This window comes from cyanobacterium endosymbiont of Epithemia clementina EcSB (genome assembly GCF_029919255.1).
In the GTDB taxonomy this organism is placed as follows: Bacteria; Cyanobacteriota; Cyanobacteriia; order Cyanobacteriales; family Microcystaceae; genus Rippkaea.
In genome coordinates this window covers 303,414-329,610 of sequence record NZ_CP123991.1, presented here as the reverse complement: position 1 = coordinate 329,610, position 26,197 = coordinate 303,414, and the positions used below count along the sequence as shown (strand labels likewise).

General features: G+C 33.3%; 18 protein-coding genes and 1 riboswitch. Of the genes, 8 read left to right on the top strand and 10 right to left on the bottom strand.

Going from position 1 to position 26,197, the window contains the following annotated elements; translation table 11 throughout:
- Nucleotides 1-94 precede the first annotated feature (94 nt).
- Nucleotides 95-1,666, top strand: a complete 1,572-nt coding sequence (locus tag P3F56_RS01085) for a M16 family metallopeptidase (RefSeq protein ID WP_281153663.1) — start codon at nucleotides 95-97, stop codon at nucleotides 1,664-1,666.
- A gap of 56 nt (nucleotides 1,667-1,722) precedes the next feature.
- Here P3F56_RS01085 and patD read toward each other — a convergent pair whose 3' ends face one another.
- Nucleotides 1,723-2,082 (bottom strand): heterocyst frequency control protein PatD, encoded by a 360-nt coding sequence (gene patD, locus P3F56_RS01080; RefSeq protein ID WP_281152935.1) that lies wholly within the window; start codon nucleotides 2,080-2,082, stop codon nucleotides 1,723-1,725.
- A gap of 301 nt (nucleotides 2,083-2,383) precedes the next feature.
- Between patD and P3F56_RS01075 the strand changes: the two genes are divergently transcribed.
- A complete protein-coding gene (locus P3F56_RS01075; RefSeq protein WP_281152934.1) occupies nucleotides 2,384-4,624 on the top strand; it encodes a RelA/SpoT family protein in 2,241 nt (746 codons plus the stop codon).
- A 46-nt stretch (nucleotides 4,625-4,670) separates the two neighbouring features.
- The gene (gene crcB / locus P3F56_RS01070; protein ID WP_281152933.1) at nucleotides 4,671-5,054 is read left to right on the top strand and encodes a fluoride efflux transporter CrcB; all 384 of its coding nucleotides are present in this window, start codon (nucleotides 4,671-4,673) and stop codon (nucleotides 5,052-5,054) included.
- Between the two features lie 195 nt (nucleotides 5,055-5,249).
- On the opposite strand, the gene def is transcribed toward crcB, so the two are convergent.
- Nucleotides 5,250-5,813, bottom strand: a complete 564-nt coding sequence (def, locus tag P3F56_RS01065; RefSeq protein WP_281152932.1) for a peptide deformylase — start codon at nucleotides 5,811-5,813, stop codon at nucleotides 5,250-5,252.
- 240 nt (nucleotides 5,814-6,053) lie between these two features.
- Entirely contained in the window at nucleotides 6,054-7,130 is a 1,077-nt protein-coding gene (gene bchI / locus P3F56_RS01060) for a magnesium chelatase ATPase subunit I (protein ID WP_281152931.1), read from the bottom strand.
- A 728-nt stretch (nucleotides 7,131-7,858) separates the two neighbouring features.
- Between bchI and P3F56_RS01055 the strand changes: the two genes are divergently transcribed.
- On the top strand, nucleotides 7,859-8,023 hold the full coding sequence (locus P3F56_RS01055; RefSeq protein ID WP_281152929.1) for a hypothetical protein: 165 nt from the start codon (nucleotides 7,859-7,861) through the stop codon (nucleotides 8,021-8,023).
- 515 nt (nucleotides 8,024-8,538) lie between these two features.
- Here P3F56_RS01055 and P3F56_RS01050 read toward each other — a convergent pair.
- Nucleotides 8,539-8,901, bottom strand: coding sequence for a hypothetical protein (locus tag P3F56_RS01050; RefSeq protein ID WP_281152928.1), 363 nt, complete (start codon nucleotides 8,899-8,901; stop codon nucleotides 8,539-8,541).
- 919 nt (nucleotides 8,902-9,820) lie between these two features.
- Here P3F56_RS01050 and P3F56_RS01045 point away from each other — a divergent pair.
- The 3 genes from P3F56_RS01045 to cysS all read left to right on the top strand — a co-directional run bounded on the left by P3F56_RS01045 (nucleotide 9,821) and on the right by cysS (nucleotide 16,650).
- A complete protein-coding gene (locus P3F56_RS01045; RefSeq protein WP_281152927.1) occupies nucleotides 9,821-10,600 on the top strand; it encodes an amino acid ABC transporter ATP-binding protein in 780 nt (259 codons plus the stop codon).
- Nucleotides 10,601-11,789: 1,189 nt separating this feature from the next.
- Nucleotides 11,790-13,622 (top strand): threonine--tRNA ligase, encoded by a 1,833-nt coding sequence (thrS, locus tag P3F56_RS01040; protein ID WP_281152925.1) that lies wholly within the window; start codon nucleotides 11,790-11,792, stop codon nucleotides 13,620-13,622.
- A gap of 1,585 nt (nucleotides 13,623-15,207) precedes the next feature.
- The gene (gene cysS, locus P3F56_RS01035) at nucleotides 15,208-16,650 is read left to right on the top strand and encodes a cysteine--tRNA ligase (RefSeq protein WP_281152924.1); all 1,443 of its coding nucleotides are present in this window, start codon (nucleotides 15,208-15,210) and stop codon (nucleotides 16,648-16,650) included.
- Nucleotides 16,651-18,706: 2,056 nt separating this feature from the next.
- On the opposite strand, the gene P3F56_RS01030 is transcribed toward cysS, so the two are convergent.
- The 6 genes from P3F56_RS01030 to P3F56_RS01010 form a co-directional block, all read right to left on the bottom strand.
- Nucleotides 18,707-18,973: a hypothetical protein gene (locus P3F56_RS01030; RefSeq protein WP_281152923.1), complete on the bottom strand. Its 267-nt coding sequence runs from the start codon at nucleotides 18,971-18,973 to the stop codon at nucleotides 18,707-18,709.
- Between the two features lie 21 nt (nucleotides 18,974-18,994).
- On the bottom strand, nucleotides 18,995-19,186 hold the full coding sequence (locus tag P3F56_RS01025) for a hypothetical protein (RefSeq protein ID WP_281152922.1): 192 nt from the start codon (nucleotides 19,184-19,186) through the stop codon (nucleotides 18,995-18,997).
- Nucleotides 19,187-19,371: 185 nt separating this feature from the next.
- On the bottom strand, nucleotides 19,372-19,509 hold the full coding sequence (locus P3F56_RS10255) for a hypothetical protein (RefSeq protein WP_342637176.1): 138 nt from the start codon (nucleotides 19,507-19,509) through the stop codon (nucleotides 19,372-19,374).
- 433 nt (nucleotides 19,510-19,942) lie between these two features.
- Nucleotides 19,943-20,173, bottom strand: a complete 231-nt coding sequence (locus P3F56_RS01020; RefSeq protein ID WP_119259442.1) for a riboflavin synthase subunit alpha — start codon at nucleotides 20,171-20,173, stop codon at nucleotides 19,943-19,945.
- A 37-nt stretch (nucleotides 20,174-20,210) separates the two neighbouring features.
- Nucleotides 20,211-20,287: riboswitch (Glutamine riboswitch) on the bottom strand.
- Between the two features lie 575 nt (nucleotides 20,288-20,862).
- Nucleotides 20,863-21,552, bottom strand: a complete 690-nt coding sequence (gene ribE, locus P3F56_RS01015) for a riboflavin synthase (protein ID WP_281152921.1) — start codon at nucleotides 21,550-21,552, stop codon at nucleotides 20,863-20,865.
- 2,821 nt (nucleotides 21,553-24,373) lie between these two features.
- Complete coding sequence (locus tag P3F56_RS01010) at nucleotides 24,374-24,679, bottom strand: hypothetical protein (RefSeq protein WP_281152919.1); 306 nt, start codon at nucleotides 24,677-24,679, stop codon at nucleotides 24,374-24,376.
- A 420-nt stretch (nucleotides 24,680-25,099) separates the two neighbouring features.
- Here P3F56_RS01010 and acsF point away from each other — a divergent pair, with 420 nt between their 5' ends.
- A complete protein-coding gene (gene acsF / locus P3F56_RS01005; protein ID WP_281152918.1) occupies nucleotides 25,100-26,179 on the top strand; it encodes a magnesium-protoporphyrin IX monomethyl ester (oxidative) cyclase in 1,080 nt (359 codons plus the stop codon).
- The last annotated feature ends 18 nt before the right edge of the window (nucleotides 26,180-26,197 follow it).

Here is a 26,197-nt window from a genome sequence, read left to right as displayed (position 1 = left end):
GACAACTCAATCACCCTATGACTTTCTGCTATCACTTCTAAATCCCGATATCCTAGAAAGGAGATTCTAAACGTCGTTTTTTTTGATGGCATCAATGCTAATAAACTCTTCAACTCGATCGCTTCCTGTGCGCTATTCTTTTGCAACTCTCAGTTTGCTATTTTTTATTTGGAGTAGTGTTCCAGTTATTGCTCAACCACTTCTTCATACTTCTTCCACTCTAATAGCCAGCCAATCAATTACACCTTATCTTAATAAGGCAATTGAACAAATAACGGAATTCAAACTCGATAATGGCATGAAGTTCATCGTCATGGAAAATCATGACGCACCTGTGGTGTCTTTCGTCACCTATGCTGATGTGGGAGCGGTAGATGAACCTGATGGACAGACAGGGGTTGCCCATTTTTTAGAACATTTAGCGTTTAAAGGGACGAAAGACATTGGAACTACCAATTATGCAGCAGAAAAACCTCTTTTAGATCAACTGGATACTCTATTTTCCCAAATGAAAGCCGCTCAAGCTGCGGGAAAGATAAAAGAAGCCGAAAAATTAGCTCAAGAATTCCAAAAAGTTCAAACAGAAGCTAACCAATACGTTCAACAAAATGCTTTTGGTCAAATTGTGGAAACGGCTGGAGGAGTTGGGATGAATGCAGCGACTTCGAGTGATTGGACGACCTATTTTTATAGTTTTCCGTCGAATAAATTAGAACTTTGGATGTCGTTGGAATCAGAACGATTTTTAGAACCTGTTTTCCGAGAATTTTATAAAGAACAGGACGTTATTCTGGAAGAGCGTCGCCTCAGAACTGATAATAGTCCTATTGGTAAAATGGTGGAAGCATTTCTCGATATCGCCTTCACTAAACATCCTTATAAACGCCCTGTTATCGGTTATAACCAAGATATTCTTGGACTGACCCGTGAAGATGTACGGCGATTTTTTGAGACTTACTATGGCCCTAACAATTTAACTTTCGCCATTGTAGGAGATGTGAGTCCCGAACAAGTTAAACAATTAGCTCAAGTTTATTTTGGTCGTTATTCGGCTAAACCTAAACCGCCAAAAGTGACTAAAGTAGAACCTCAACAAACTGAAACCAAAGAAGTTACTCTGGAACTACTATCCCAACCTTGGTATCTTGAAGGATATCACCGTCCGGCAATTACTCACCCGGATCATGCTGTCTATGAAGTGATGGCAACTTTATTAAGTTCAGGACGGACCTCTCGTCTTTATAAGTCCCTGGTCGAAGAGAAAAAAGTGGCTTTAGTTGCTCAGGGTTTTAATGGATTTCCAGGGGACAAATATCCTAATTTAATGTTGTTTTATGCTCAGACTGCCCCTAATGGTACAGTTAACCAGGTTGGTAAAGCCTTAGAACAAGAAATTGAACGATTAAAGAAAGAATTTGTTACTAATCAAGAATTGCAAAGGGTAAAAACTCAACTTAGGGCAGCCTTAGTGCGATCACTCGACTCTAATTTAGGTATGGCTCGATCATTGATTGAATATGAAGTTAAAACTGGAAGTTGGCGCAACCTTTTTGATCAATTAACAGCTATTGAAGCGGTGAGTGCAGCAGATATTAAACGGGTAGCTGAAAAAACGTTTATTCCTGAAAATCGAACTATTGGTCGTATTTTATCCAAAACTAAATAATGTTCATGATGGGGAATAAAAATAGCATTTATTCCCCGATAATTTTTTTAAAAAAGTTACTTAGTTAGAACAACTTGACAATAACCTATAAGTTTTTCAATGTGATTAAGTACGCTCTCTAATCGTTGTTCTTCTGTCTTTTGCTTGTAGGAAGAATGTAAAAAGAGGAGATCAGTTCTTAACAAGCGCAACGTCCGATAAATTTCAGTCTGGGTCGATTGCCAAGAAGAGACAACAGAATTCTCTAAACTTTCAGTTGTTAATTCTAAAATCTTATCTTGAAAAATTTCTTGTGCCACCTGAAAATATTGGGATAGTAGCCTCGAGTCTATGTTCTTCATCATGACCTGATCTCTGAGCGTGATCAAGGAAGCGAAGAATTGTTGATAGAATTTTTGATGAGATTTCGGTAACATAGACTACAAGATATGGACAAGATATATTAAATAATAATAAACCATAGCGGTTAATTGCATTGGTCTTAAACTTTTTCTTAGACTAAAACTGTTCAAGCAAGCATTGATTTCTTCGAGTTAGTCTTTCTGCAGATGATACAAAGAAAAAATACAAATTTGGTATCCTGGGCGTTTTTTTGGTTAATTTTTTCGTTGAACGGCAGTCAATCGTTAATTTATACAGTACTAATTGGTACGATAATTTTGCTTTGGGCTACTATAGTTATTTTATTTTGTATCCTATCGCCCTGTTAACCCTTTTATGAACCTAGTTCCCTATCTTGAACCCAAACTTATTGAACTGTCTCTTCCTGACTGGCTGAATCAATGTCTTATCGCCTGTCAATCCGATCAAGATAGTGAAGATATTGGTCTAATCTGTCGGGCATTCAATTTTGCCTATCAACTGCATGAAGGCCAATATCGTAAATCGGGAGAACCATACATTGCCCATCCCATCGCTGTAGCAGAGTTATTGCGAGATTTAGGTGGAGATAAAGCCATGATTGCAGCCGGATTTCTCCATGACGTAGTAGAAGACACAGATGTCACCCTAGAACAAATTGAGGAACAGTTTGGGAAAGAAATACGAAATTTAGTGGAAGGGGTGACTAAGCTGTCTAAATTCAATTTTTCGAGTAAAACAGAACACCAGGCTGAAAATTTTCGTCGGATGTTCTTAGCAATGGCTAAAGATATTCGGGTGATTGTGGTTAAACTAGCTGATCGTCTACACAACATGCGAACCCTAGAACACCTTAAACCAGAAAAGCAAAAACGTATCGCGCTGGAAACTAGAGAAATTTTTGCTCCCTTAGCCAATCGTTTAGGAATTTGGCGGTTAAAGTGGGAGTTAGAAGATCTATCCTTTAAATATTTAGAACCAGAAGCCTATCAAAAAATTCAGTCCCTAGTGGCTGAAAAACGTAGTGATCGCGAAACCCGTTTAGAAAAACTAAAAGAAACCCTACGGCAACGCTTAGAAAGTATTGGGATTCGAGTGTTGGACTTACAAGCTCGCCCCAAACATCTTTACGGGATTTATCATAAAATGCAGCGACAACAAAAAGGATTTCATCAAATTTACGACATTGCTGCCCTGAGAATTATTGTCGAAAATAATGAGGAATGTTATCGTGCCTTAGCGGTAGTTCATGATGCGTTTAAACCAATTCCTGGGCGTTTTAAAGATTATATTGGACTGCCAAAACCCAATCGTTATCAATCTCTTCATACAACGGTGGTAGGGTTAACAGGTCGTCCCCTAGAAGTACAAATTCGTACCTTAGAGATGCACCATATCGCTGAATATGGGATCGCTGCTCACTGGAAATATAAAGAGACAGGGGGATCTCATTATATCACTCTTTCTGAAGAGGACGAAAAATTTACCTGGTTGCGTCAACTTCTCGAATGGCAAAAGGATCTTCAAGATGCTCAGGAATATGTGGATACTCTTAAAGATAATCTTTTTGATGATGATGTTTATGTCTTTACTCCTCAAGGAGATGTGGTTGCCCTAGCGCGAGGGGCTACGCCAGTTGATTTTGCCTATAGTATCCATACAGAAGTAGGAAACCACATGAAAGGAGCAAGAGTAAATGAAAAATGGTCAGTTTTGGATATTCCTCTTAATAATGGAGATATTGTAGAGATTATTACACAAAAAAACGCTCATCCTAGTTTAGACTGGCTTAATTTTGTAGTGACTCCCAGTGCGCGAAATCGTATTCGTCAATGGTATAAGCGATCACACCGAGATGAAAATTTTGCCCGAGGACGCGAGATGTTAGAAAAGGAATTAGGTAAAAGTGGCTTAGATGCTTTGCTTAAATCTGATCCCATGCAAAGTGTGGCTGAACGCTGTAATTATCATTCTGTTGAGGACTTACTAGCGGCTTTGGGGTATGGGGAAATTACTCTAAATCAAGTCGTCAATCGACTTAGAGAAATTACAGTTAAGACTCAAGAAGAAGAAATTCCCGATGATCAAACTCGATCTTCTAATTCTTTTCCTCTTGCTTTTTGTCAAGTAAAACAAAATAAATCCCCGATTATGGGCGTTGAAGGGTTAGTTTATAATATTGCTGGCTGCTGTCATCCCCTGCCTGGAGAACCCATTATCGGTATAGTGACAAGTGGAGCTAGAGGGATTTCAATTCACTGTCAAGGGTGTTCTAACATAGATGATATACTCGGTGACCGCCTGATTCCAGTGCGTTGGAATCCCACAGAAGACAGTGGACATATCCAAACCTATCCCGTGGATATTTTTATTGAAGCTCTTGATCGTGTAGGAATCCTTAAAGATATTTTATCTCGTCTCAGTGACAATAACATTAACGTTCGGAATGCTGGGGTAAAAACCAGTCGTAGTCGGCCTGCAATGATTAACTTACGAATTGATATTCGTGATCGTCAACAATTAGAATGTGTTATCACTCAAATTCGGAATTTGAGTGATATCGTCAATATTCACCGTGTCAATAGTGTGGAATCTTGATACGAGTACTTTAATAAAAGATAGCTTTATAGCTTAACAACAAAAAATGAAACTGCTGCAGTTTTTGATAGTATTTTTAGGGGGTGGCTTAGGTAGTTGCTCTCGATATTTTGTAAGCCAAGCTGTTAATAGTGGATTGGGACTAAAACATACTTTTCCCGTGGCGACATTCACAGTTAACATTGTGGGGTGTTTCATTATTGGGATTTCTATCGGACTAATTGAAAGATTTCAATTCCACTCGAATTGGACATTATTGTTAGCAACTGGATTTTGTGGGGGATTTACTACTTTTTCTTCTTTCTCTTATGAAAACCATCTTTTGTTAAGAAACAATAAATATTTATTAGGATTAAGCTATATATTAGCCAGTTTGCTTTGGGGAGTTGCTGCAACTTTTTTTGCTATCTCTCTCATAAGAAGGGTTTAAAAATTAATTTCTAATCACTACGTATAAGATAAAAGTTACTCATGTAAAAGATAAAACAGAAGTTGTTGTAAATCGAAACTTTCATGGTTAAGCCTAGCTCTAACGGAAAAGTGTCGATCATTTCATGTCAGCTTTTTTTGTGTCTCGCACGGCGCACAAAAAAAGCTGACATGAAATACTAGTGGCTAAAATTGATTATTTTACCGGTTTGACAGCTTGTGGAGAAAATCCATTTTTTTGTAAAGCTTCAGTTAAGGCTAAACCATTCTCAACTCGATCAACAAACATCACCCCATTGAGGTGATCTATTTCATGCTGAATAACCCGCGCTAATAAATTAGTTGCTTGTCGCTTGCAGGGTTTTCCTTGTTCATCTTTAAAGGATACTTCAATCACTTCAGGACGAGTCACATTCAAATAAACCCCTGGAATACTTAAACAACCTTCTTCAAACAGGGATAATTCTTTAGAAACACTGGTAATTTTAGGATTAATTAAGACAACAGGTTGATTGGCAGAGTCATCAGGAGCACAGTCTATAACAATTAATTGTTTATGAATCCCCACTTGAGGTGCGGCTAAACCGATTCCATGGGAACTATACATAGTTTGCAGCATTTCTTTGACTAGCTCGCGTACGGAGTCATCTACCTTCGCAATACGTTTGGCGGGTTGACGTAAAATGCGGTCACCTAAATAGTGAATATCTAACGGAGGATTTTCTAACTTTTCTTTTTCTACAGCGATTACAGAAGTCATAGGACTTTGAGCAGATCAATGGTCAGGCAATTCCCTAATTAACTTTCATCTTAACGAATTTTTTCTGGTTTAGCTCAACTAAAATCTTAGAAAGACAATGAGAAATAACACAAATAATTTATGACTAAAACAAAAAACTTGTTAACCGCCAATTTCCCTAATTCTATCGCAGTAGAGAACATGCGTTAAAAATATTTAAACCCCTTTCAGTGAGCTCAATTTAAACTTTCTCCTCTCTTCTTAATGTTCTTCCATTTCTAAACCAAACACTCGGTTAAACGCTTTATTAACTTTATAACCAGAATCGATGGTTTCAAGAGGATCTTTGCGAAGTCGGTGACGTAAACACAAGACGATAGTACGACCGACATCATTTACAGTGACATCTGTCCGTCCCTCAAAAGCAGCCAACGCTTTAGCAGCGCGGTTGGTAACAATGTCCCCTCTAAGTCCATCCACATCGAGTTCCGAGCAAACTTCAGAAATTTTAATCCGCAATTCATAGTCGATATGAACCTGTTTGAGAAGTTCTCGAGCTTTAACTAAGTGATTTTGCAGTTCTTCTTGTTGGGATTGATATTCCTCATGGAATTTCTGAGGATCTTGGTCAAATTCCGAGCGTTGTTCTACAATTTTTACCCTCAAAACCGGCTCCTTTATGGTATGAATTTCTGCGTGCATCCCGAAACGATCCAGCAACTGAGGTCGTAATTCCCCTTCTTCTGGGTTTCCTGAGCCCACTAGAACAAACCGCGCGGGATGGCGAACAGAAACCCCTTCGCGTTCTACTGTATTCCAACCACTGGCTGCTGAGTCAAGAAGAACATCTACAAGATGATCATCGAGTAGGTTAACCTCATCCACGTAGATGATACCACGGTTTGCTTTAGCCAAGAGTCCAGGTTCAAAAGCTTTTACTCCTTCTGATAGGGCCTTTTCAATATCTATTGAACCACAGACCCTATCTTCAGTAGCTCCTAGAGGAAGATCTACCATGGTAACTTTTTTACTAACGACTTGGAGAGGAATATTTTCTCTGAGTTGTTGACGAACGCGATCACTCATTAAGTCAGGATCATTCGGGTCAGAGTTGAATGGATCATTAGCTACCACGTCGATTTCAGGAAGCAAGTCTGCTAACGCACGAATAGTGGTAGATTTTCCAGTTCCGCGATCGCCCATAATCATTACACCACCAATTTTAGGGTCAATGATGTTGAGCAGCAAAGCCAATTTCATCTCTTCTTGGCCGACAATAGCAGTGAAGGGAAAAACAACGCGACGAGTTTTTGTAGGTGCCTCAAGGGTTGCAGTCATTAGAATTATCTAAAAATTTTGGTTAATGCAGTTTGAAATGACTATTATGTAGTCAACTTCTTCTATTGTGCCATATTATATGAGTATCAGAGGTGTAGAAGGTACGGAAAAATAAATTGATAATATTTCTTATTTCAGTCTGGTTTGATGAATATGATATCTCGATATCCCAAGAACTGAGAAGTAATTGTACACACAATTAAGCAAACTGCGGAGTGTAAATGCACTAGATGTGGAGTACAGTGTCTTAACCCAGAAAAAAAAATTTTCAAAGCTGAGTATTAAAAAGAGAAAAGCCATAACCTTATAAGTCCATTATAGTGATGATAACCCAGCAAATTCTGCTATTCATAATCTTCGCCAACTTTGTTCATTATATTACCTTAATTATCATCAAGAAAAAATGAGAAGTATTCCACCAAAACAACTCTCCTTTTCTTCACTTATTTTCTGCTTTCCAAGAATTATATTTTTTATTGGTTTAAGATTTTAAGTAAAAAGAATTAATCTTAGATACTATCTGTATTTTACAGTTAACATTTTTGATCAAAAAAACTAGCCTACAAGTAGTATAATTCTATGTAAAAGTCGAAGTTTTTTTAGGCTGTTTTTTGGGTTTAATGGTGACTTTTATTGGAGTTATATCGCAGTTTTTTTTATTAGGTGTTACTTTATTTTTTGCTCATTCATACCTCTCCAACCTAGACTATTTTACTAATTCTAATTCTGTGGTTATTCCCTCAGAAACTATTATTACCACTCGCTATAGCTCTTTGGAAAAGATTCCAGCAAATAAAGATAGATATTTATCTCTAGAATTGAATGTAGTAGCTGCTATGCACAATTACAATGATAATTTATTAATTCCAGCTGTAACAATAATTATTGACTAGGTTTAACTAAGTAGATCAGGGTTCCCAATTAATATCCATAAAAACAACCATTGATCATTGATTAATGATCAATGGTTGTTTTTTAGGGCGACTTCAAACGTCATCTCTACGAGAAAAACTATCAACTAAGAGGTAAGGATTAGCGACATTCTGGCAAAAACTTTTACTGAGGCTGGAAGTATACAATTATTGCAGGAACTACAGACGAGCAGAGTATTGACGTCTTCCAAGTATTAGAAGGAGAGCTTTTGGTACATTGACAAGATGGATGTTACCAGAAGAGAAAATTATTGGCGGAGGAGAATAAAATATAATCGTCTATTGATTTTAGCTTAGATTTAACCTTGACTTTATAGTCGGCTTTAACCATATTATCACAAACTACTCGTCAAAGTAGTGGTGTTAATAATTGTAATTTAATTCCCTTCACCAATAGCCCGAATTTTTCTTGTAAACTATAAAAATTAATTGAATTAAATGTAAGATGGACAATGCCCACCTTACTGAGGTTCTCTTTAAAGAGAGTCTTGATAGATTCGTCGTTTTTTGACGGGAATTTTTAAGGAAGTTCCTTCGCCAGCAGGAGGATAGATCTCGATTCTTCCGTTCTCAGTAAAATTTTGTAAATAATGTCCCAGGGCTGCAACATGTTTAAGGATGCGTAAATTAGTTAAATGATCGGGACAGGTGATCACCAAAGTTAAGACATTAGGGGAACTGGTAAAATACCAGCCACATTGAGACAATAAGGTTTGGAGTGAGCGATCACAAGATTCGTAGAAATATTGACCGATGATTTCATCAAGTTTCCGTCGCAGTCCGAAGTCCGTCGTACTTTGTAGAGGTAAGTCTTCGGGGGGAAGGAAGGGAGTGTTCATGAGAAGTATGAGTTAGATACCGGTTATCTTCTCTATTATCTAATGTTAGCGGCAACTTAATAAAAAAAGTTATTATTATTCAATATATTTTTTTAAATGTGATGTGGTAATTTTATTTTTATTTTTAAATAAAATGTCTTAATAAAGAAATCCACAAAATATTAAGATAGGCAACTATTAAATGATTATACCTACGTTTTTGGAACTATTTTTTATTAGACAAAATTTTATTGTTGCTCCCTGTAATTAACCCCAAAATTTATATTTGAATAAGTTATTTTCTGTTTGAAAATAGGATGATATTAATATCTTTATTTTTATTTTATTTAACCTTATGGTAATTTAACTGGTTGTCTACCGTGTATTATTATTTAATAATAAGAAAAGACAGAAAATTCCAGCTCGGCCTTTTACTGCAATATTTTTCACCTTGTATACGTTTGCGCTTTTATCACTATCTTGTTTTCCGAGAACTCATTGCATACATAACATGATTTAACTTAACTTCAAAGAAGTTAATATTTTAAAATTTAAAAGTAAATGGTTACAGATTTTAGAGTCTTGTTGAGTCAGAATTGGAGTCCTAATTGCGATTATGGTCTTACAGATCTATAGTTTTGGGGAATGGGATTGATCAGAATTTTTACAAAAATAGATAAACAAGAAGTTTCATTGCATGTGATGAATCAGAGTTTTTACCTATTGACTATTTTGTTACTTACACTCTTGGGAGATGAGATGAAACAATTAGAGGTAGATCGTCGGCTTTTGTTTTTATCTACAATTTATATTCTTTTTTTGGCTCCAGCACTTTGTATTGTTCTTTCTCCCCAAACGGCTTTAAGTTATAGTTCACAGTGAAAGTTTGAGAATTTTGCAATACAGTGGTAAAAGGCTAAATAATCACTGATCAAAATTGATGACTCAATCTGTCAAAAATAACAATTTATATTCTTGTTCTGAAGAGACCCCTATCATCATTGCTCAAGATGTAGAGAAATGGTACGACAATAACTTTCATGTGTTACGCGGGGTCAGTCTTCGAGTCAACCCCCAAGAGGTTGTGGTCATTATGGGACCGTCAGGGTCAGGAAAATCTACTTTTATTCGCACTTTTAATGCTCTAGAATCTTATCAAAAGGGTAATGTTATCGTTGATGGTGTGAAACTTTCCCATGACCTTAAAAATATTGAAACTATTCGTAGAGAAGTGGGGATGGTATTTCAGCAATTTAATCTATTCCCTCATCTAACAGTTCTTAATAATGTTACTTTAGCTCCCATCTGGGTTCGCCACCAAAAGAAAGAAAAAGCGGAAGTAACAGGCATGCAATTACTCGAAAAAGTTGGTATTCTTGAACAAGCTCATAAATATCCAGGTCAATTATCGGGAGGACAACAGCAGCGAGTGGCGATTGCCCGCGCATTAGCCATGCAACCCAAGATTATGTTGTTTGATGAACCTACCTCTGCTTTAGATCCAGAGATGATCAAAGAAGTGTTAGACACCATGCGGAGTTTAGCTGAGTCCGGGATGACCATGATATGTGTCACTCATGAAGTAGGGTTTGCAAGAGAAGTAGCTGATCGTGTGGTCTTTATGGATGGAGGAAAAATTGTTGAAGTTGCGACTCCTGAAGAATTTTTTAATAACCCTCAAGCAGAAAGATCTAAACAATTTTTATCTCAGATTTTATAATTTTTGATACCATTGTTTTGGTCTAATAACTAGCAGAATAATTATTCAATTATAAACCTAAAAAACTGAGTAAATTCTTGTACATGTAAACGTAACTTCTGCTAGATTTAAGAACACGTTTGTTATTGCCAACATTTAGATTTTAGATATAACGAGGTTAATGATTAACTTAAATAAATACCAACAATGAAGACTATCATGATTTTTAAAGGACAGTAGGAGGTGGAGCCAACTGATACTCTACTCTCAATTGAGAGTAGAGTATCAGTTTAGATTGATATGTCTTTCTGACTTTATCAAATAAATTGATTGTATCAGATAAATTTGTTTGATAGGAGAGTTACCTTGGATTTAAATAGTTATGTAAAATATTTACATCATAAAACTACTCTGGCTCGTCTCGTCTTATTTTTTGAAATCCATCCATATTCCAGCTAATAAAATTTTAAGTGATTGATCTAAGTCCTGTTAAATAACAATGATTATACTAGACCTAGTATGTAAAAATCGTAAATATAAAGACAAAGGTTTGATTGTCAATTACAGACTTACTAAAAGGTATTTCTATAATGGAAGTACCTTCTGGTAGATTTTTTATTCGAATTAAATTTTGCTAAATCAAATATTTGTATGTGTTTTACACTGATGGCATTAAATGCTCAGCCTAATTAAAGAAATGAGTAATAAATAAAAAACTTATTATTTATTACTCATTAATCAGACCTCACGTAGGAATAGTTCGATTCATCAAAAAAAATAAATTAAATAATAACTTCTATTTATAATAGTTAGACTATCATAAAATTTTATCAAATTTCAGGAACAACTCAGACTTGGTATCAATACTATTGAAACTCACTTACTGGTATCAGAAAGCTAACTCACTGTATCTAAAAACTATGTAGTAATTAAGTCTTGAATTGGGAAAATTACTATCTGTTTTTATCGGAAAACAATCCAATTAACAGCAGAAAGTATTAACAATAAATCGAGATTGATTAAAAGGAAAGCTTATGGATTAAGAACTTTTGTCAGTCTTTAACTTAAAAACCCATCAATTTGACATTTAACCAGTTAAATCCACATTATCACAATATTATTAAGATAATTAACTTAAGACTATTCCGCGTTCTCTATTCCCTAACACACAATAAACTAGATAAAGAATTATAGAAAGAGTATGAAGTAAATGCTTGACCAGTCAACTGCTGAACTTAAAGTATCCCAAGAAGTAACACCCATTAAACTTCCCCGTACCAGTGAGTCTGATACAGTGAAGCGCATTCGCCATACAACCTCCCATATTATGGCTATGGCGGTTCAGAAACTTTTCCCTAAAGCGCAAGTAACCATTGGACCTTGGACTGAAACGGGGTTTTACTATGACTTTGATATTCCTGAACCCTTTACTGAACAGAATCTCAAGGCCATCAAAAAAGAAATGGTTAAAATTATTAAACGTAAACTTCCCATTATCCGCGAAGAAGTAACCCCAGAGGAGGCGAAAAAACGTATTATCGACCTCGGAGAACCTTATAAACTCGAAATACTCGAGGGACTTGAACCCCCTATTACCTTTTATCATTTAGGAGATCAATGGTGGGATCTTTGCGCTGGTCCCCATGTGGAAACTACCGGAGATATTCACCCCCAAGCATTTGATCTCGAAAATGTAGCTGGAGCTTATTGGAGAGGGGATGAAACAAAAGCGCAACTGCAACGTATTTATGGGACTGCGTGGGAAACTCCTGAACAACTGGCAGAATATAAACGACGGAAGGAAGAAGCATTAAAACGAGATCACCGTAAATTAGGTAAAGAACTAGGATTATTTATCTTTTCTGACCTCGTAGGACCGGGGTTACCTCTGTGGACTCCCAAAGGAACTATTATTCGGTTTACCCTGGAAAATTTTCTCAAGAACGAACAAATCAAACGGGGTTATCTTGGGGTAGTAACCCCTCATATTGGTCGAATCGATCTCTTTAAAATTTCAGGTCATTGGCAAAATTATAAAAAGGACATGTTCCCTATGATGGCAGAAAATGCTGAGGAAGCAGCAGAAGAAATAGGGTTTGTTCTTAAACCAATGAACTGTCCTTTTCATATCCAAATTTATAAAAGTGAGTTACGTTCCTACCGCGACTTACCGGTTCGGTTAGCAGAATTTGGCACAGTTTACCGACATGAACAGTCAGGAGAGTTAGGAGGATTAACCCGTGTTCGTGGGTTTACTGTTGATGACTCTCATTTATTCGTTACTCCTGATCAATTAGATACAGAATTTCTTAATGTTGTTGATCTAATTCTTACAGTTTTTAAGAGTTTGCAACTAAATAATTTTAAGGCTAGATTAAGTTTTAGAGATGAAGAGTCTGGTAAATATATTGGGTCTGACGAAGCTTGGAAGAAATCTCAAAATGCCATTCTTCGCGCGGTACAAACTCTAAAAATGGACTATTTTGAAGCTCCGGGAGAAGCAGCTTTTTATGGACCTAAATTAGACTTTATTTTTCAAGATGTTTTAGAAAGAGAATGGCAATTGGGAACTGTTCAAGTTGATTATAATTTACCCCAACGATTTGGGTTAGAATATATAGCAGAAAATGGAACTCGTCAACGTCCAGTGATGATTCACCGAGCACCTTTTGGTTCTTTAGAGAGATTAATCGGTATTCTAATCGAAGAGTATGCTGGAGATTTTCCCTTGTGGTTATCTCCTGTTCAAGCGCGTATTTTACCTGTTAGTGATATTCAGTTAGAATATGCTATAGAAATAGCAAACAAAATGCAAAAATTAGGCATTCGCGCAGAAGCAGATACTTCTGGACAAAGACTGGGTAAAATGATTCGTAATGGGGAAAAACAAAAGATACCTGTAATGGCAATTGTAGGTGCAAAAGAAATGGAATCTAACAGTTTAAGTATTCGGACTCGTACATCAGGTGAATTAGGGCAAATTGGAGTTTATGAAGTGATAGAAAAGTTGAGAGAAGCTATCGCTAATCATACTAATTTTTAAGATTTAGGGTGAGTATTGCTCACCCTAAATTTATCAGATTATTAATTAGTTTAAAAGAAAATTGAGTTTATAAAAACTGTTATATAGACATAAAAAATATAAAGATAAGGTTTGATTGTCAATATATTAGTCTACAAAGAGCTATAGTTATAGCACTATGCAAACATATTAGAGTAAGATCCTTCTCATCTAGAACTTTAACTATATAGATAATTTGCTCTATTATAAAACCAAATTTTGTCTAAATAAATTCTTATTTTTTCTGGCAATTTTTTCAGTTTTATTTCTAAATAGTTCTCGGTTTAGGTTACTAATTTTTGATATTAATAAGTGTTTTTTTTAAAAATTTTTTTTTGCATATATAGCTTATATTTCGTTTTTTGTTTATTAAAATTAATCTCTCATAATTTAGCTGTTTTTTAAAAATCACGTTGTATATCTTGCTTTATAGAGAACTTAAATTTTTATATATTCTTAATTTAACTAATTTTTTATCTATTAGTAATTGCAGTATAATCTTTTATTTTCTACTATTTTAAACTGCGAATATAAAGTATTGTTACTAATTTTAGATAAACGATAGACCTTAATTTTTTATATCTTCTTTGTATTAGCTTAATAGTTTTTTATCAAAAAAATTAACTGTAAGATGCCAGAATAACTGATGGTGTTAACTCAATTATTTAATTACTTCTTTTCCAACTAAAAACCAATCCTAATGTTTTTACATTGTGCTCCATTATATAAATAAGTAGTTGAATATAAATAAACAACACTATCTGACTAACTTTTTTAAAAAAATAAATATCTGTTGACTAACACTGAATTATACTGAGAGAATTAGAGAGTTTCTTCGCCTTATAAGCTTAAATAAAACAAAATTAGTAGACGCGTTACTTAATCTAAATTAGATACTATTTTTTAATCTAATCGAATAAGATTTATACTATTTTATTTGGTTTATAATTAATTAATTATAATTTTTTTATGGGCGTAATTTAATAGCTTCTATTATAATCATTATTAATTCATGTTTATATTCCAAAATATAATTAAGTAATTGATTTTATTTTTTTAGTCTTTAAATTATTTAAATAGTGAGAAAAAATTTTAAAAATATCTTAATCCTAAGATATTAAGGTAAGTATATAGCTTTATTTGAATAAAGTATCGATATCTATAGTTCATCAGAATTATTTTAGTTTGTCTTCAATTAATCTTTTTACTTAACTACGTTAATAGCATAAGTCTGTTCTCTTTTAAGGTCTTCTATCTTCTCTCTTAAGTTCTCCTAATTAAGATTCTTTATATTATTATTTAAGGCATTAGCTTATCGAGTTGTCTATATAGAGTTAGTTTCATAGAGTTGCATTGTTCTACCTCTAGAACTTCATAAGTTTAACTTCCATTAAGTCACTAAATTAAGTACATTTTCTTTATTTTATCAATTGTTAAAACTTTGTTTAGATAATTATGAAACGGACCATGCTCTTAACCTTCTTAAAGATCCTCAGTGCAGTGATAGCATTGTAAATAGTTACATACTCTCAACTATAATTGTCAACTGTCAAGTATAAACTCACCAATGACATTAACCATCTATAACACTCTAACCCGTAAAAAAGAACCTTTTAAAACGATTGAAGATAATAAAGTGCGTATGTACTGTTGCGGTATTACTGTTTATGACTATTGTCATTTGGGTCATGCCAGAACCTGTATGGTGTGGGATGTAGTGCGGCGTTACTTACAATGGTGTGGTTATGATGTAACTTACATTCAAAATTTTACGGATATTGACGATAAAATAATCAATCGAGCTAGTAAAGAAAGATTATCAATGGAATTGGTTTCACAACAGTTTATTGAAGCTTATTTTGAGGATATGAAACGTCTTAACATTAAACAAGCAGATGCTTACCCCCGCGCGACTCATACTCTTAATGGGATTAAAAACTTAGTGTCCCAACTTAAACAAAAAGGCTATGTTTATGAATCTGGTGGAGATGTTTATTTCTCAGTACGGCATTTTCAAGACTATGGGAAACTCTCAGGTCGAAAATTAGAAGATTTACAAGTAGGAGCTAGTGGAAGAGTAGATTTAGAAGAACTTGAAACAGCCAAAAAAAAAGATCCCTGTGATTTTGCCGTCTGGAAAAGTGCAAAACCAGGGGAACCCTCTTGGGAATCTCCGTGGGGAAAAGGTCGCCCAGGGTGGCATATTGAATGTTCTGCGATGGTTTTAGAACACCTAGGGGAAACTATAGATCTTCATGTAGGGGGAAGTGACCTAATTTTTCCTCACCATGAAAATGAAATTGCCCAGTCAGAAGCAGCGACAGGAGAACCTTTAGCTCGTTATTGGATGCACAATGGTATGGTGAAAGTAAAAGGAGAAAAGATGTCTAAATCTTTGGGAAATTTCATTACTATTCGGGATTTATTAGATAAAATTCATCCAATGGCTATGCGACTATTTATTCTTCAGGCACATTATCGCAAACCAGTAGACTTTACTGATGAAGTGTTGAAAGCAGCAACTAATAGTTGGCATACTCTTAAAGAAGGATTACTTTTTGGGTATCAATACGGTTCTCAATTAGGTTTTTCTGTTGTAAAGTCTTCCTCTACTTTAAAACAAAGATTTCAAGAAGTAGTTGACGATGACTTCAACTTCGCAGGTGGTTTAGCGATAATATTTCAAATTGCTAAAGAATTACGTAGGGCAGGCAATGTCTTACTACACCAAGGAAATATAGACACTTCACCTAAAGTACTAGAAGAACAATGGAAAACTTTATTGGAATTAGCACAGGTTTTAGGACTAGAAGTTGAGCAAAATGAGAACGAAAAAGAGTTAAGTAATAGGTTAAGTGATGGAGAAATTGAAGATTTGATAGAACAACGAAAAAAAGCCCGTAAAAGTAAAGACTATGCTGAAGCTGACCGTATTCGAGATGAGTTAAAAAATCAAGGTATCATTTTAGTTGATCAATCTGAAGGTGTCACAAATTGGTATCATAGTTAAACTTAAGATATTGCTAACGGATGAAGAAAAAACTATCGATAACCAAAAATAAAAGAAAGTATCATAAAAAATAGCAATTGTAATAAAAAAAATTGAAGGCTATTATTAATAGCACGGTTTTCTATTTCTAGAGGAATTTGTAAAGGTGTTGCCGTAAGTTTAGAAAGAGCAGAAGTGAATTTACTCTATTCAAGAACAAACTCTAAAAAGAAGAAGAAATAATAATATTATTGGTGGTAGTTTAAGGAAAACTCAAGTAACCGTAGGAAAAGCTGATGTTGTGTTTTTTATGACGAAAGTCAACCTTAATAAGCAGGAGAAAATCACCCAATTTTTTTATTTTTTTTAAAAAGAAATTGACTCGATCAACTATTTTTAGTGTTTTATATGGAATAATGAAAACTGCTTATCACTATTCTACAGCAAATATGGCAATCAAATTTAAAGAAAATAATGTTTGTTAATTCTGTTTTTGTTTAGCCAAGGATAGTGGAAATTAAATACATTAGTAATTCTACTAAACAACAAAGCAAGGATAAGTCTAGATTATTATTAGGAGGAGATAAATTATTTTTCTTAGGAGAGAATTTTAATAAGAAAACTACCTTATTAATTGAAAGAGGGAGTGCTACTTTAGCTAAATGATCTTAAACTTACCAAACGTATAAGTAAAGTCCACATTGTAACTACAATTACCAGGAAATACGGACTGTTTAACGAGCAAACTATTGTCTAGTCGCATTAGATTATCTCCGTTTAATTTTGTCAATAACTGTATCTAATTTCAAATAATATCTTCGTATAATTTCTTATTAATACCCTTCCTAGTTGTTGTTATTATTAAACATGCTACCTGCTTTTGATTTTAGATAAATATTCAAGACTTAAGTATTTCTTAAAAAGAAATTAATCAGATAAAAACTTATTGCACTAGAATTTTTTTATATAAATACTGGAAGTTCAATGGTAGTTATTAAAGGTTCTATTATTATTACCACCATATCAAAATGCAAGGAAGTTGATAATTACCTGAAGTGGTAAAGGTTGATCAAATCAATATAAACACTTAGATTTTTTAAATGTTTGATCTATATAGATATTTTTAGGTTAGTTATTAACCATAAAAATAGTAAATTAAGTCACTAGAAAAACTTTCTAGAGTTAGAAAAAGATAAAGTATTAACCCTGACTTTGAGATAATGCAGATTGAGCTTTTAATCCGTGGTTATATCTTAATTTTAAATACTATGAGGCGTTGATAATCTTAATGTTAACTATCACTACATCATGTATCTAAATTTAGGGAAAAATAAATTAATGATGTTACCAGTTATAGCTACAATTGTAATAATTGCTACAGAAAAATTAATAAATTCTTGAAAATTTAACTGTTTATTTATTTATTTTGATCACCCTATTTATTCCGATTGATTGTATAACTTTTCTTCAATACATTTAATAATTTCTGTGCTCGAATAAGTCACTGTATCTTTTTCACTCATAGGTTAGACTACTGATTGGATATGATTGATGTTAATTTAATGTTCTCTAGTTTTCTTTTAGGAAACTGCTTTAGTTATCAACTAAGCCAACTAATTAATGTTATAAGTTCTTTAATTCCTTTTTTTATCTGTTCTAACCCTAGATGGAATCAGACGTTGGTTACCTTTAATAGTAAACCGAATATAATTAATAAGAAGGGAAAAGATTAGACAATAGACAATTTTAATAATACCAAATTTAAATATACAAAAGCTAATTAATTAATAACTGGTATTTGTTCACTGTCCTATTTTCCCTAATTTGTAAACCTTCTGGCTAAAAGAGGAGCAAAAACTAAAGCATTTGTAAATTCAGAAAATAAATAAAGTCCAGTAAGTACTTCAATCCTCCTACTCTAGCACTTAAATTAGGCTTAAATGCAACTAAGAAATTATATAATGTTACCGGCATATTTTCTAAAGTAGGTAACATTGTATAATTTCTTTTCTAAATAGTTTTTTTTACTCAAAATTCGATAAATTTTTACTATTGGGTCAATGCAAATTTGGCTAATTTATCCTAAACAAAAATGACCGTCAAGAAATTGTATGTCTCCAGGCTCCATCACATCAGCAATAATATCTGAACTGAGATTATACCATTGATAATTATTGATTTCCGACTCTGCTATTTTTCTGTTTAAAATAGCAGGCATTACCAACGTTCGTAATTTAATATCTACACGATGAGTCATAATTAACTGTGCATGAGTGAAATAAAGATCAACCGCTACACCAATTTTATTGAGTAAATAACAGCTCAATCCACCTGCACAAACCACAGTATGTTGACTATGATATTTTTAAGTTGCTGTAATCACCTCTACAGTAAGATTTTCTTGTGTTGATAGTTGTTCGACTGGCTCAATTTGTAGCTTTCCTTCGAGTCGAACAAAAGCTTGGAAATATGCTGGATTGGTTTTTTGAGGGTGAATATGTCCATGAGGTAGCTTCAGTCCCCCAGAAATGGCACTTGTATTTAAAAGTGGTTCCAATTCGCATGCTTCTTGAACATTTAAATATTGAGGACAGATCGAAAATTTGTTGTGATTTTGAGCAACCACTTTAGATCATCTTCCGTCCGAATTGTTAATAATAAATAGAGTTCTCGGAATTGTGTATCTTTCCTCAATTCTTCTGACTAATTACGATTAATTTAACTTCCTTAGTAACAAACCGATTATTCATTGGTTTCCGACCAATAACCAAAGCCCTCATAATTATAGCGGGGAGCATTTAGTGGGTTGACTTCCTTGTCTAGAAATAAAACCTTTAAGTCTTTTTTTGCTAATTCATAACTTAATGCTAATCCAGTAATTCCACTATCAACAACAATCCAATCTTAGTTTTTCATAAGTTAGACTATTCTAGCTAGTAAAAAATCTCCAAATATAGCTATCTAGTGTTATTCGAATAGTTTTTTTGAGAAAAAGTTAGGGAGTAAGGATAACTTAGATTCAAGTAATAGATCTTTAACAAAAAAATAGTAATCTAGTTAAATGCATCTAGTCTTTCTATACTAGCTATCACAAAATCATAATAAACAAAAGCTGAGAGTTTTGTATTGCTAACCCTTTGCGTTCCGAAAGCTCAATTGTCATCAAAACTAAGCTTTCAGAGTCATGGAACATAGTCCAAACAAAATCATCTTAGCTACCAACTTATTACACTCAGTCTAGAAGAGGTATAAACCTTTAGCTATCCTATCCCCAGCCCCTACTTAATGTAAGATAACACCGCAATCGGTACTTTTAGCCGTGAGTTGATTCTTCAGTAGTTTTGTTGTTAAGTCTATCGATAATCAAAATAGGAATTGCTAAAATAGCAAGCTTAAGAATCCAAGGTGCAACAATTAAAGTTAAGAAAGTAGACAAAGTAGCGGTACATCCCATGGCTGCCTTGAACACATCCTCTTTAGCATTAAAGCTGAGAAAAACAGACACTGAAGCAATAGTTAAAGTAATTAAAGAAAACATAAGCATCTACGTGTTTCTACCTCATTAATAGTCTATAGGTTGTCTTGCGTTCCTTCAGTTGTCTTTACTTACTTCCGTCCCTTCACAACCCTTTCTGTTAGCTATGTCGAGATGAACGATATTGTGCCGAATCTCACCCCTTACTAAGCTACATAACTTTTAACATAAATGTCAACTCTCAGTAAAAATTTGTTATTTTTTTTGCAGTTTAGTTAGATTTTATTGAGAAAAATAATCAAAAGAGCTAGGCTGAAAGCGGATTGTCTAAGAACACACCATTAGAATTTATTTATTGCTAAGTAGACAAACTTAACACAAATCCAAAAGACTCAAGTATAAAGAGATTTTAGATGAAGAGTGATCTTTTAGATTCCATCCCGTCTAAAAATCCAGCTAATAACAGAATTGGGAGAACGGAAATATCATGTTTGAATACAAAGGGATAGAAAGTTAAAGAAGTTGTAAATTGGGTCTAATTGTTAGATAGTCTTATGAGAAAAAAAATTTCTAGAAAGAATAAAGAAGTATTCTGGGGGTCTCTGAGGAAGTGGAAAAATTACAAAAGTAATCCCAAAAAGTTAAGAGAAAAAAAGATAACTAATTTTTAATTTAAAGATATTCTCCATAACTAACGCACTAATTATCAGACCTTAACTATAACCTCACTATCTATAATTAATATATTGTTCAGATAACTAGAGATATCCATGTTCCGAAAGGAAGACTAAGCTGATGTCTTGAGAAGCTCGATAGACATTTGAAGATTCTCCTAACAACTTGGCAACGTGTTTACCTAGTATATCCCCTTCAATATTCACCCAGTCCCCTTTTTTAAGATAAGAGAGATTGGTTTGATAATAAGTATGGGGAATGACTGCTACTTTAAACCAATGCTCTATAGGATCATATTCAGCGATGGTCAAACTAATGCCATTAACTGCCACACTGCCTTTAGGAAAAAGATACTTTTCAATATTTCCCTGCCACTGTTCCAGAAGGGAAGGGGGTGCGGAAAAGAACATTTCCCAAGCTTTCTCAGTAGTGATCGCCTCTACGAAATAACCTACTCCATCAACATGTCCAGTAACAAAATGTCCGCCTAGTTTGCTACCAACTCGTAAAGAAAGTTCCACGTTGACATAACTGGCAGTTTGGACTTGTTGACCTAGAGTTGTTCTTTGTAAGGTTTCTGGGGAAGCAGTGGCTATAAATCCATCAGAGGTTATTTCCTCAACAGTTAAACAAACCCCATTAATGGCTACACTATCTCCCAGAGCCAGATCTATCCAAATATCGGTTGTCTTGCCGTCTTTTAAGGAAATAATAAAGCGGTCATATCCCTGTGGACGTATCGTACCAAGGCCTTGAATTAATCCAGTGAACACAATTTTTTAAAAAAATAATTTTTGAGTTTTGTTTGTACGTTTTCTTGAAACCATTATACTTGATCTAAGTGGATAATAAATTTTTGTTATAGCAAATATGGAAACTAAGTAAGATTAAAGATTAAAGATTAAAAATTGAAAATTAAACTATTAATTTTGGCAAAGATATGTGTTTTTTATTAAAAGTAAACTAAGTTTTTATTGGAGGGTTATTGTTTAGTTATTTAGCATAATTGTAAAAATTTTGATTATCTTGGAGGTTTAGTTATTTTGATGATTTTAAAAATCATCTTATTAATAACATCAACCATTCTATTTTAGAGATATAGCAATAATTAATCTATTAAAGAATAATAAATCTAAAAAAAATAGAACAAACGATATAGAACCTAATCGTCTAGGACTAAATAAGTGATAAAAGACACTTTTAGTATAAAATACACTTTAGTAAGTTAAATAGCCAAAATGCGTTAATCAAGATATTTGACAAACACCAAAAATATTTTAAAAGTTTTTAACTTGATATTTTTAAAATATGTTGGACATCGGTTAGAATTATCTTTAATCTTGGTTGGGGAAAATATATGTTTTATATTTCTTTTGAAAGCTATATTATTAATAATAGCTATGTAGTTGATGTAAAAACTGTTTTCTTCTTAAAAAGAACTAATAAATTTTAGTTTGATCAGAACAAATATAGAGATTGAATATGAAAAACTAACAGAAAAATTTTTTTAAAAAAATGTTTTCTGTTTATAAGCTTATTGTAATTTTAGGGAAATTAGGAATATTAATAGGAACATATCTCCTTGACTATTGACAATTCAATATTATTGAACATAATTTAAATGAATAACTATTCTTAGTTTACTATAGAATCTATTAATATCTCTTAATTTAAGATCAAACTATTTAAATAGACTAAAATAATTAGATATGATTTATTTTATGGTTTTTAGATAAACTTATTTTTTTCTTTTAAAAGAAGAGAAAGTGAATAAAAACATAATATTTTATTGGTAAAAATAATAAATTGAACAATCGTTAACTTTGATCGAATAATATGATTTTTATTCATTGGCTATAAAAAAATAACAAGTAATAATTATATTCTGCAAATATAGAAATAATTATTGCCTAATAAAATCTTATCTCGACAATATATTTAAAATTATTTAATATTAAAGAATAAGCTTTACAGTTAATCAATGAAATTATAATAATTTATTGATCGCTACACATTTTATCGGTTTAAGCAACTAGAACAACCAGGATTTATTCTGAATGAATAAATAGTATTATAACTAATTTTTTATGAAAAAATAACTGCTTATAACGTTTAAATTCTACTAAAGATTTTTTATTAAAAGATGCGAACTGTCCATTAGATTGTAATCCCAGCAATTAGCTCTATTTTCAATAAATAACCTTCTCTTTATACTTAAAATACTAATAAATAAACAATAGTAAAATCTAGATAAATTAGATTTTCTATAAAAACTCCTGAATAAAGTAGATAGTAGTCAGGGGTGTTAGAGCGGCGTAACATAGCTAAAACTAAATTAGTATTAGTGTTCAATAGTAGAATTTAGTTTTAGTTTAGATTGCTATGAGAGAAATTATCTTAATTTAATTATTTTTTTCTGATAAATAGTTTCTAGTTAACTCAGCTTTTTTAAAAATTAATATTCAGTATGATTTGTCTCAAAAACTTAGTATCAGTACGTTTTGAAAAAATTTATGTTTTTAATATAAATGTTATTTCTTTTAGAAAAGTTAATTATATTATTTAATATAATTTTTCATCAATAAATTTTTAAGAATGGCTATTTAGTTGTGTTTGGATTTATTTGTCTATTAACTGAGTTACTAACTGAACAAAATATTTTATATCAAATGAGTATAATGTTATTTATAGACAGTCTACAGAAGAGAAATAAATCTAAATAAGTGAATTCATCAAGTTTATTATGACAGATAACGATAAAATGATCCTTAGCTCATCGTAAACAGTTAATCCTAACCCTGCTAGTGTAGGTGATTAGTTGTTATTTAACGATTTTTCTGGTATCTATTACTCATTATTAGGTATTCCAGTACTTTATGTATATTTCACTTGCTAACAATTGTTCAAGAAAATGAGCTTACATAATCAGCAAAATGTTCTTAAGAGATAGCTTAATATTAGGTCCGTGACTAACAAAATTCGTAGAACTTTTAATGGCTTGCTAATACTCCATTAATTTAGTTTAAACATAAAGGCTGTTTTATTTCTATAAATTTTTCTCTGATTTATTTACATTAAAACTTAACTTAGGATAGTTATCGGTCTACGGCCTTAAGAGACAAAATCTTCTTCTAGGACAGGTAATCACCCCCAGCTTTAAAAAGTAAAGATTCGGCAAGCTTTCATTTCAGGAGACTATAGCCATTAATCCTACAAAAGTTCAGCCTCTATTTTGACCTAAGTTTTCAATATTTTGGTTTTTTCACTGCTGAGTCATGATAGTTAAGTGTTCTTTTTGACTATTAAAACTAAAAGTTACCCAACAATCACCAATTGCTGCAAACCACCATATGTTCACTTTAAGGGGAAAATACTCTATAAACTGCCTTTAATTATCCAGCTTTATTTCATAAAAGCAACTTAACTGGATTGACAAGGTCCCATTAAGAAATAGCTAAATGACAATATAGGAAGTAAGTTTACTTATAGTGCTTCTCTGAACAATGAGACTTGGAGAATTAAACATCATTCAGAGAATTGAATATTATTAAAGGACAACAACAGGGATAAAACACGAAATCTTGTTTATTTAAGTTAAAATTCGGCAAAAGGGAGGCGACGGGTCGGCCTCTGAACATCCCCTAATCGGCGATCATTGATTTCCAAAGTATCGTTTAGTTTTTCAACTCTAGTCTGATAAGCATCCAAACCTAGTCCATTGGAGTTGTAAGATTCCGGTTGTATGTGATTTGCATACTTACCTCCAACTGCCCAATCCCAGTCGTCAAAAGCTCTCGGTTCAGCTCCGGCTAAGTCTTTAGCCGAAGGCTCCGTTTCAGAGGCGATCACCGTTACTGTTAGAGAAAAACTTAGACTAATGAACAATAAGATAACTTTCATGAAGATGTAAGGGGTGTACAGGGTTATTTCATCCTCAATTTCACACTAAAAATAATCTATTTCCACTCCTAAAAGGATAAAACAAACAACAAAATATCTGCTTCACCTAAACGGATGAAATCAACGAATACGTTAAACTGGTTTTTGTGACTTTTATCAAACCTAGTTCTTAATTTATTAAGATAGGCCAATATAGATGGATTAATGCTTTTAAATTCAATAAAAAATAAAAATAGTTTTCTGGTTTAACTAGTCATTCATATTGAGTTTAAACTCAATATGAATCAATTTTATTTGCTTACAAAATTGAAGATGGATCTAAATATCAGCATTCCGTAACAGTTGAAGAACACCCCCTAGCCAAGGAAGTATCCTTAGCCATAGTATTTTTATATAACTATTCGGTTATATAAAAATACTATGGTTAACACACTAGATCAAGTCACTCCAACACAAGTCGAATCAACAACTAAAGCCCCTATTCAAGAAACTCTTCTCACCCCACGTTTTTACACAACAGATTTTGAAGCCGCTGCTAATCTTTCTTTGACCGAACAAGAGATAGAATTAAACGCGATGTTGACAGAGATGAGAAAAGACTACAATCGCCACCACTTTGTCCGTGATGAAGAATTCAATACAGGTTCTTGGGATCATTTAGATGAAACTGTGAAAAAAGGATTTATTGAATATCTTGAACGGTCTTGTATTTCAGAATTTTCCGGGTTTCTTTTGTTCAAAGAACTTTCTAGAAAATTGAGAGGTCGCAATCCAATTTTATCAGAAATATTCCACTTGATGGCGCGTGACGAAGCCCGTCATGCGGGATTTTTGAATAAGGCAATGGCGGACTTTAACTTATCTCTGGATCTAGGAAGAATCACTAAAACCCGTACCTATACATTTTTTCCATTAGAATGGGTAATTTACACAGTCTATCTCTCTGAAAAAATCGGGTATTGGCGTTATATTATTATTTTTAATCATCTAGAAAAACATCCAGAAAAGCTATTCTATCCTATTTTTAAAAAGTTTGAAAACTGGTGTCAAGACGAAAATCGTCACGGAGATATTTTTACTGCCTTATTACGTTCTCAACCTAAACTTTGGAACACTTGGCAATCTAGATTATGGAGCCGCTTTTTCCTCTTATCTGTCTTTGCTACCCACACTTTAACCGTTCATGAAAGAGCTAGTTTTTATGAATCTTTAGGGTTAAACGCTACAGAATTTGATCAAGAAGTAATCCGTAAAACAAATCAAACATCAGCAAGGGCATTTCCCAGTATTCTTGATGTAGATAGTCCTGAATTTTATCCTCGTTTACAACGATGTTCTAAGCGTAATTTAAAGATAAAAGAAATTGGAGAAAGTAACGTCCCGAAAATTGTGAAATTTTTAAGTCAATTACCGTTAATTGCCGGAATTTTTGGTGATTTATTACGAATTTATTTACTAAAACCTATCGATGCAGAAGCCCTACGAGGAACAGTTCATTAACTTTCTATATCCAATAGG